General features: G+C 62.1%; 9 protein-coding genes and 1 pseudogene. 6 read left to right on the plus strand and 4 right to left on the minus strand.

All coding sequences use genetic code 11. The features are described from left to right. Positions 1–39: 39 nt before the first annotated feature. Positions 40–1,464: a PLP-dependent aminotransferase family protein gene (locus DIE06_RS22080; protein WP_124663170.1), complete on the plus strand. Its 1,425-nt coding sequence runs from the start codon at positions 40–42 to the stop codon at positions 1,462–1,464. Between the two features lie 88 nt (positions 1,465–1,552). Here the strand turns inward: DIE06_RS22080 and DIE06_RS22085 are convergent, their stop codons facing one another. Then, a complete protein-coding gene (locus DIE06_RS22085) occupies positions 1,553–2,170 on the minus strand; it encodes a LysE family translocator (protein WP_124663171.1) in 618 nt (205 codons plus the stop codon). A 67-nt stretch (positions 2,171–2,237) separates the two neighbouring features. On the opposite strand from DIE06_RS22085, the gene DIE06_RS22090 reads away from it, so the two are divergent. Next, the gene (locus DIE06_RS22090) at positions 2,238–3,161 is read left to right on the plus strand and encodes a LysR family transcriptional regulator (protein WP_124663172.1); all 924 of its coding nucleotides are present in this window, start codon (positions 2,238–2,240) and stop codon (positions 3,159–3,161) included. A gap of 49 nt (positions 3,162–3,210) precedes the next feature. On the opposite strand, the gene DIE06_RS22095 is transcribed toward DIE06_RS22090, so the two are convergent. After that, positions 3,211–4,176 carry a LysR family transcriptional regulator gene (locus DIE06_RS22095; RefSeq protein WP_124663173.1) on the minus strand — a complete coding sequence of 322 codons (966 nt, stop codon included), beginning with the start codon at positions 4,174–4,176 and terminating at the stop codon, positions 3,211–3,213. Positions 4,177–4,316: 140 nt separating this feature from the next. Here DIE06_RS22095 and DIE06_RS22100 point away from each other — a divergent pair, with 140 nt between their 5' ends. After that, a complete protein-coding gene (locus tag DIE06_RS22100; protein ID WP_124599869.1) occupies positions 4,317–5,081 on the plus strand; it encodes an SDR family oxidoreductase in 765 nt (254 codons plus the stop codon). A gap of 80 nt (positions 5,082–5,161) precedes the next feature. Further along, positions 5,162–5,953, plus strand: coding sequence for an SDR family NAD(P)-dependent oxidoreductase (locus DIE06_RS22105; protein ID WP_124663174.1), 792 nt, complete (start codon positions 5,162–5,164; stop codon positions 5,951–5,953). Between the two features lie 377 nt (positions 5,954–6,330). Here the strand turns inward: DIE06_RS22105 and DIE06_RS22110 are convergent. Both DIE06_RS22110 and DIE06_RS22115 read right to left on the minus strand, forming a co-directional pair. After that, positions 6,331–6,618 (minus strand): annotated as a pseudogene (locus tag DIE06_RS22110) (LysE family transporter); the annotation flags it as partial. A 181-nt stretch (positions 6,619–6,799) separates the two neighbouring features. Further along, positions 6,800–7,837, minus strand: coding sequence for a GlxA family transcriptional regulator (locus DIE06_RS22115; RefSeq protein ID WP_124663176.1), 1,038 nt, complete (start codon positions 7,835–7,837; stop codon positions 6,800–6,802). Between the two features lie 106 nt (positions 7,838–7,943). Between DIE06_RS22115 and DIE06_RS22120 the strand changes: the two genes are divergently transcribed. Together DIE06_RS22120 and DIE06_RS22125 are read left to right on the plus strand one after the other, a co-directional pair. Then, entirely contained in the window at positions 7,944–8,480 is a 537-nt protein-coding gene (locus tag DIE06_RS22120; RefSeq protein ID WP_124663177.1) for a tautomerase family protein, read from the plus strand. Positions 8,481–8,494: 14 nt separating this feature from the next. Beyond that, positions 8,495–8,920, plus strand: coding sequence for a hypothetical protein (locus tag DIE06_RS22125; protein ID WP_124663178.1), 426 nt, complete (start codon positions 8,495–8,497; stop codon positions 8,918–8,920). Positions 8,921–9,149 lie beyond the last annotated feature (229 nt).

Below are 9,149 nucleotides of genomic sequence, written 5' to 3' on the forward strand. Positions count from 1 at the left end.
GACGGCGGCACGCAAGCGCAGGCCGGCGGGGAGCATGCGATGAAGCTCTACGAAAAACTCGCGGACGACATCGAACGCCTGATCCGCCAGGGCGTGTACCGGCACGGCGACCGGATTCCGTCGGTGCGGCAGGCGAGCCAGCAGCACCGGATCAGCATCACGACCGTGCTGCACGCGTACCTGCTGCTCGAAAGCCGCGGGCTGCTGGAAAGCCGCCCGCAGTCGGGTTACTTCGTGAACCTGCGGCGCGATGACAATCACGCGCCGGTGCGCGAGCTGCGGCCGTCGAAGCCGATCGCGATCTCGTCGTCGGTCGACATGAGCCGGCTCGTCTTGTCGACGTTGCGCTCGATCGGCACCGACGACGCGGTGCCGCTCGGCTCGCCGTACCCGGACCCGAGCCTGTTTCCGTTCGAGAAGCTGAACCGGTATGCGTATGCGGCCGGCCGCGACAAGTCGCTGTGGGGGGTGACCGACGGGCTTCCGCCGGGCCATCCGCGCCTGATCCGGCAGATCGCGCGGCGCTATCTGGAAAACGGGATGTCGGTCGACCCGAACGAGATCATCGTGACGGTCGGTGCGACGGAGGCGATCAACCTGTGCCTGCAGGCGGTCGCGAAACCGGGCGACACGATCGCGGTGGAGTCGCCGACGTTCTACGCGATGCTGCACGCGATCGAACGGATGGGGATGAAGGCGATCGAGGTCGCGACGCATCCGGAATACGGAATCGACATCGCGGCGCTCGCGGCCATTTCGAAGTCGCAGCCGATCGCTGCATGCATGGTGATGCCGAACTTCCAGAATCCACTTGGTTTCCAGATGCCCGACGAGCGCAAGCGCGAACTGGTGGAATTCGCGACCCGCGTCGACATGCCGATCATCGAGAACGGTGTGTATAACGAACTGTATTTCGGCGAGTCGCATCCGAGCACGCTGAAGTCCTACGATCGCAACGGGATCGTGCTGCACTGCGCGTCGTTCTCGAAGAGCCTGACGGCCGCCTACCGGATCGGCTGGGCGTTGCCGGGCCGGTACCGCGATCAGGTCGAGAAGCTGAAGTTCCTGAACACGCTGGCGACGCCGTCGCTGCCGCAACTGGCGATCGCCGAGTTTCTCGAGCGCGACGGCTACGAGCATCACCTGCGGCGCTTGCGCAAGGCGTATGCGCAGCAGGCGAACCTGATGCGCGCGATGGTGTCGCGGTTCTTTCCGGAGGGCACGCGCATCTCGAGCCCGGCCGGTGGCTACGTGCTGTGGGTCGAGTTGCCGCCGCAGGTCGATGCGATGCGGCTGTACCAGCTCGCGCTGGAGCAGGGGATCACGATCGGCCCCGGCTACATGTTCTCGATCACCGACAACTACCGGAACTTCATCCGGCTGAACTACAGCAGCCCGTGGTCGCCGGAGGTCGAGCAGGCGGTGATCGCGGTGGGGAAGCTGGCGGCCTCCTGCATGAACTGAAGCGAAGGCCGGTGCGTGTCGCATGCACCGGCCTGTTGGATGCCGATATCCGGGCTGAACCGCGGGCCCGACCGTCGGCGCGCGGCGATCAGCGGCTGCCGCGCGCAACGGCGAGCATCACCCCGAAGCCGACGAGCAGGACGCCAAAGGTGCGGTCGATCCAGTGACGTAAGGACAGCAAACGATCACGGACAGCCTCGGCCGAGAAGCAGACGGCCACCAGACTGAACCAGCCCGCGTGCGCCAGCGCGATGAACAGGCCGTAGGCGATCTGTACGAACAATGGCGTGTCGGGGCGGACGGCCTGCATGAACAGGCTGACGATGAACACGGTGGTTTTCGGATTCAGCGCGTTGGTCAGGAAACCGGTACGCAGCGCCGCGAGATCCGACAGCGGCGCGGCCTGCGTCGCGGGCCGACCGTCAGCGGGCTTGGCCGCGAGCATCTTCGCGCCGAGGTAGATCAGGTAGATCGCGCCGACGAGCTTGACGGCATTGAAGAGCCACGGGGATTGACGGATCAGCAGGCCTACGCCGAGCAGCGTGTAGCTCACGTGTACCGTCACGCCCAGTCCGATCCCCCACGCGGTGAGCAAGCCCGACCGGCGCGACAGCATCAGGCTGTTGCGCGTGACCATCGCGAAATCCGGCCCCGGGCTGATGACAGCCAGCAAGGTGATGGTGAATACGATTATCCATTCCGTCATTGCATCGTCCTGTTGAAGTTGATCGTGATGCGTCAATATTAGGGATCAACGTTCATCTGGAAAAACGATGATTTCTGACCGGAATGGTGAGTCTGACTCACATGAGGTTCACGCCAATCTGCCGTCGTTGATGGCCCTGCGCTGCTTCGAAGTGGCGGCGCGCCATGAGCATTTCAGCCGTGCCGCCGATGAACTGCATTTGACGCACGGCGCCGTCAGTCGCGCGGTGCGTCTGCTCGAAGACGATCTCGGTGTGGCGTTGTTCGAGCGGCGCAGTCGTCGTGTCTTCCTGACCGATGCGGGCCGCAGGCTGGCGCAGGCCGTCCATGACGGTCTGCATCTGATGAGACAGGCCACAAACGAGTTACGGATCGAGGCGGCCCGGGCGCAGCGTTGGGTGCTGTCGTGCGAGCCCACGCTGCTGATGCGCTGGCTGATTCCGCGTTGGCCGGACTTCCAGGCGACCTGTCCGGGCGTCGATATCCATCTTGCCGCGGCGGGCGGCCCGTTCTCGTTCGACCACGGTATCGACATGGCGATCCGCCGCAACGACTTTGCGTGGCCCGACGGTTATCACGCCGAGAAGCTGTTCACGGAAAGCGTCGGTCCAGTGTGCCGGCCGGATAACGTGGAGACGTGGTTTTCCGGCAGTCGCGACGGTCGCGCGTTGAAGCGGGGCGCGCCACGACTGCATACCCGGACGCGGCCGGACGCATGGAAGGAATGGGCGGCGGCCGCGCATCAGCCGGCGGGTAGCGGACGCGGGCAGGTGTTCGACCATTTCTATTTCAGCCTTCAGGCGGCTGTTGCGGGGCTGGGTGTCGCGATTGGTCCGTGGCATCTCGTGCGCGACGACCTTGAAAGCGGTGTCCTGGTCGCGCCGATGGGTTTCGTCGAAGACGGCTCGCATTATTGTCTGCTGACGCCGGAGCCCGTGAAGGACGGCGGCGCGCAGTCGGATCTGCTCGACTGGTTGAGGACGATGGCCTGACGTGTGAGGCCGGATCGTTGCGCGATGCCGGCGAGACCAAAAAAATGGTTCATCGTGGATTTTCGGGGGAACACCGGGGAGGAACGTCGGCGTTCGGCCACTTTCCGTCATTCCGGTCCCAAGGGGGCACGCCACCGAACGCATCGACCAGGTAGTCGATCATGACGCGCACTCTGGCACTCAGATGCCGACGGCTCGGATACAGCACGAGTATGTCGATATCCGGCAAGCGGTACTCAGGCAACACATGAACGAGCCGACCTTCGCGGAGATCGTTGCCGATCAGGAAAGTGGGCTGCCAGATCAAGCCGTGTCCGGCGAGGGCGGCTGTGCGTGCCGTATCGCCGTTGTTGGTATGCATGTGACAGTCGACCTTCACCGAGTGAAGCTTGCCGCGCGCGTCGATCAGTTGCCAGTCGTCGCCCGTGGCCGCATACGTATAGCCGATACAGCGGTGCCCGACCAGGTCCGCTGGACCTGCCGGAACGCCGAAACGAGCCAGATAGGCCGGCGACGCACACAGGATGTTTTGCGACGTCGCCAGCTTGCGGGCCGCATGACTGGTCGAACCGGCGCGTGAGATACGAATGGCGAGATCGTAGCCTTCATCCACGATATCGACGACGCGGTCGATCAGGCCAACGTCGAGCTCGATTCCCGGGTATTTCCGCATGAACTCAGGCCACAACGGCGCCAGATACAAAATGCCGAAGCTTACGGGGGCATTGATGCGTAGCCGTCCGCGCGGCTCGACTGACGCCGATGACACCAGACCCTCGGTCTCGGCAACGTCGTCGAGGATCGACTTGCAACGGGCGTAAAGCGTCTCGCCGCCCTCGGTAAGAGAAAGCGTGCGCGACGAGCGATTCAACAAGCGCGTGCCCAGATGTGCCTCCAGTTCATTCACATAACGGGTGACATTGGCGGGCGACGTGCCGAGCGCGTCCGCGGCGCGCGCGAAGCCGCCCCGGCTCACCACCGTCACGAAAACCTCGAAGGCGCGCAGGCGATCCATCAAACACCTCGGTTCATTCACAAAAGCTGAATGATAGAACCATATTTTGGACCTTTTTACTATCAGAACTGAAGCCTATATTGCTTTCCACGGGCCAACGCATAGGGCACTGGCCGATGAAGTCCATCAGGAGATTGACAATGCAACGCTTGACAGAAAAGGTCGCGATCGTCACGGGTGCCAGCGCGGGAATTGGCCGTGCGACTGCAAAGCTGTTCGCGAAGGAAGGCGCCAAGGTGGTCCTCGCGGCGCGGCGCGCGGCGGAACTGGAAACGCTCGCTGCGGAGATCGTCAGCGAAGGCGGCGAAGCCGCATATCTGGCGGGTGACGTGCAGTCGGAGGACTTCGCGAAGGCGCTGGTCGCGCTCGCGGTGAGCCGCTTCGGCCGCCTGGACATTGCCTACAACAACGCCGGTACGCTCGGCGAGATGGGGCCGAGCACCGGTATTTCCGAAGCAGGCTGGAATGCCGCGCTGTCGACCAATTTGACGAGCGCCTTCCTTGGCGCGAAACATCAGATTCCGGAAATGGTGAAGCAAGGCGGCGGATCGATCATCTTCACGTCGACGTTCGTCGGTTACTCGTTCGCGTTTCCCGGCACCGCGGCCTACGCGGCGAGCAAGGCCGGCCTGATCGGCTTGACGCAGGCACTGGCTGCCGAATATGGCGCGCAAGGCGTGCGCGTGAACGCGGTGTTGCCGGGCGCTGTCGACACGGACATGTATCGCGGCATGAACGACACCCACGAATCGCAGGCGTTCGTCACGGGCCTGCATGCGCTCAAGCGCGTTGCAAAGCCGGAGGAACTTGCCCGGTCGGTGCTGTATCTCGCGTCAGACGATTCGTCATTTGTGACCGGTACGGCATCGCTCGTCGACGGCGGCGCGTCCATTACCCGGACGTGATCTCTCTGCGCAGTCGGCATCTGATTCATACGAGGCGATGTCGCCAGCTTTACTCCACTCATGCAAGAAGGAAACGACTCATGAACCTGAATCTGCAAGGCAAACTCGCATTGGTAAGCGGCAGCACCGCTGGCATTGGCTTCGCTATCGCCAGCACTTTGGCGCGGGAGGGCGCGCGCGTGATCGTGAATGGCCGCTCGCAGTCATCGGTGAATGACGTGGTCGCACAACTAAAAGCCGAGACGGGCAGCGATGTATCGGGTTTTGCGGGCGATCTTGGCACAGCTGCGGCGGCCGATGAACTCGCAGCGCGCTATCCGGACGTCGAAATCCTCGTCAACAACCTCGGTATCTTCGAGCCTAAACCGTTCGAGGAGATCCCCGATGCCGACTGGTCGCGTTTCTTCGACGTCAACGTGTTGAGCGGTGTACGCCTCGCTCGCCTGTTTCTGCCCGCGATGAAGCGTGCCAACTGGGGGCGCATTATTTTCATTTCGAGCGAAAGCGGCGTGCAGATTCCAGCTGAAATGATCCACTACGGGATGACGAAAGCCGCGCAGATTGCCGTGTCGCGCGGGCTCGCCGAAGCCGTTGCCGGCACCGGCATTACAGTCAATAGCGTGCTGCCGGGGCCGACGAAATCGCGTGGCGTGGGCGAGTTCGTGGAGGCTCTTGCAAGCGCCCACGGCAAATCGTTTGAAGCGTTCGAACAGGAGTTCTTCGAGAGGGTCCGCCCCACATCGCTCATCAAGCGATTCGGTTCGCCGCAGGAGGTTGCATCGCTCGTGGCCTATATCGCCAGTCCGCTTTCATCGGCCACAACGGGAGCCGCGTTGCGAGCCGATGGGGGCGTTATAAAGAGCGCCTTTTAAAACCCCGGCCGACAGCAGCGCGGTCACATCGGGACATTGCCGAGACAACTTTGGAAACCCCGGCCCAATGCACCCGCGCGCCGCTATACCCCACGAAACGGCCATTGATGCCACGCAATCGTGAACGGCCGTTGCGGGTCGGCATCTGCCGTCGGCGTCCGTAGCCGCCAACGATGCGGGGCGGCCTCCATCGTCGGTCCGGGTTCGGCCAACAGTTGCCGCTCGTCGCCAAGGCGGCCATGTCATTCAAGCGGCTGGTTTGCGCTTGAACCGGTCATCGAAGTACGGCGTCGCGGCACACGATTTTTGTCTTTTGCGCGACGACAGAGGAAAGCCGAATTGCAAGGCACGCCTTCGATGGACCGATTGATAGCGTTCTACAGACGCGACGCCAGGAGTCGGATACCGGCAATTGCGAACACCACCGCGAGGCACCCCTCCAGGGCACGTCGGGTCCGCGTGTGCATCCTGCGAGCCGAATCCGTCGAAAACAGTACCGCATAACTACCGAACGCCAGACATCCGATGGCCGCACAGCCCGCCACTAAAGCACCATGAGCAGGCCCATTGCCGTTCGACGATAGAGCAACGATTGAAACCCATACGAGGATGGCTTTGGTATTGGTGAGACGGAGCACCACGCCGCGGGAGTAGATGCTCGTCAATGTGGGCTCGCGGTGCCAACAAAATATGCTGCGTAGGCAAAGAGCAGGTTTGTCGAGAAGTAGGCGTTTGCGGTCATGTTCGGGTTTCAGCAATGGCGGTTCGTCTGATCATCGGGCTTTGGTGAAACGAGCGGAAGTGGCAACGTTGCCATCTCTCGAGGAATATCGGACATATGGGGCCTCAGCCGCCTTTGCCGCCTGGCTCGCCTCCCATATTCTTCGCCGCTGCATGCGAAAACCGCATCTGATATTCACTCGGGGACAATCCGGTCTTGCGCTTGAACAATTGCCGAAATGTGCTGATATCGCCATAACCGACACGTTGACTCACCATCTCGAGCCCAATTGGCCGCGTTTCCAGTAAGCGTTTCGCGACCTCGATGCGCAGATTTTGCAGATACGTCAACGGTGCGAGCCCGACGGCTTCCTTGAAACGGCGATTGAGCGTGCGTTCGCTGACAGCAAGCGACGCCGCCAGATCGCTCAACCGGAATCCTTGCTGCAACGTAGCCTCCATCTGCTGCTGGGCGCGCGCGACGAGCGTGTCGGTATGCCCATGTTCCTCGAGAAGCGTTGCAAAGGACGCCTGCGAAGTCCGGTTCATGTCGATCAACAGCGCCTTCGCAGTCATCGCGGCGAGTTCCTCGCCAGCGAATGTTTCGACCAGCTGCACCGCCAGATTCAGATACGACGTCACGGAACCGCCCGAGATGATGCCGTCTTGCGCGATCAGCAGTTCCTGCGCGCGAATTTCGACTCGCGGATAGCGGCGCGCGAAGTCCGACGCTCTCGCCCAGTGCGTCGTTGCGGCGCGGCCATCCAGCAGGCCGGCCTCGGCGAGCAGGTAATTGGCCGTGCAATAAGCCGCCAGCACGGCGCCTGACTTGCGTTGGCGCCGCAGCGCGGAAGACAGTTCGTTCAACTGCTCGCGGCGCCCGATGAACTCGTCGATGTTCGAGAAAAACGGTGCCGTCAGCAGAACGGCGTCCGCCCGTTTGCGCGGGTCGATCCTTCCGTCGACGTGGATGGTCTGCCCCGACGCAGCCGTGACGGGATGCCCATCGAGCGATTCCACGCGCCATATGAACACGGGCGCGGGTGTCGTGCCCGGTGCAGCCTTGCGCGCGTGGAACTGATTGGCCGCGCTGAAGACATCAACGGGGCCAGCGACGCCGGACGCGAGGATTCCGTCATAGACCCAGATGCGGATAATGGCCATTTGCCTGTCTGAAATTCCACGAATAATGGCGATGCTGCCACTTTTCGACGCGGGAGTAAACCCAGATCATGGCCACATCCAATGAACTGAAAGCAGGAGCAGCATCATGCCAATGATTGATGCGCTGTGGCCCGAGGACGCCTTGACGCCCGAGGGCGAAGCTCGCCTCGTCAAGGAACTGACCGACATCCTCATCGAGGCCGAAGGGTACGATCCCGCCAGTCCGATCGCACAGCAGGTCACCGTATTCCATCTTCATCGGCCTGCTGCGATCTACATCGGAGGTGAACGCACGAACACGATCCGCTACCGGATCATTCCGTCTGTACCCGAGGGGCAATACACCGACGAATCGCGTCGCGCCCTCGTCAGAAACGTCACGGAAGCGGTGGCGCGCGCGGAGAACCGGCCGTTCGATGACGTCGCACCGCGCGTCTGGGTCTTCCCGACCGAGATTCCGGATGGCGCATGGGGGACGCGCGGCGCGATCTGGATGCTGCCCGATATTCATGCGCTGCTGGCGGGCGAGTCCGAGCGCGGCGAGGGCGTTGGACGCCTCGCGCGACGTCGCCTCGAAAAAGCGCGCATCACGCTCGAAGCAGTGCTCGATGTCGCTAGCGCAGGCATCACGAGCAAACCATAACTGGAGCGCCCAGCATGAAATTCAACGACACAGCCCCCGTTATTGCACCCGCTGGCGGTGCGCCGCTCTGGCTGACGAGCCTCGCTGAAAACGCGACGCTCGAAGCCACCGTCTTGAAGCGTCCGATCGAAAGACGAGCCGATATTCTTTCCGTGATCAAACACGCAGTCTCGCTCTACGAATTCCAGCATCACAGCTACAAGGGCGCGATTGGCGACGGGTTGTATATGGAATCCTATCGCTCGCAGATCCAGGGCATGCCGATCGAGACGGTGGTCGTTGCGCATATGAACGAAGAGGGCGAGACGGATTCCGTAGTGATTAATCATCGCCCGCTCAATGCAGCGCTGCTGTTTTCGAGGCTGATGTGGGAGCGCGTCGACGAGCGCTTCCGCGATTGCTATCTGACGGGACCGGAAGCAGAGGCGATTGGGATCTGATGAAACCCCTTCTTCTCAATTTGACAACAGCCTCTGTGCTGGTCGCTTTTGTTGGAGTTTCCATGGCGCACACCACTCCGATGCCAACCACGCCAACCACGAAGATATTGGCGGTTGGCACCTTTCCGCCGGGCACGGACATGCAGCTTGTCCGTAAGCGGTAAATTCAGCACACCGAATGGAGAATCATTTGCAACTGTTGGGCGAGCATAGCCGCATCGCGACGGCC

Origin of the sequence: Burkholderia sp. Bp8998, assembly GCF_003854235.1 — a bacterium.
GTDB lineage: Bacteria > Pseudomonadota > Gammaproteobacteria > Burkholderiales > Burkholderiaceae > Burkholderia.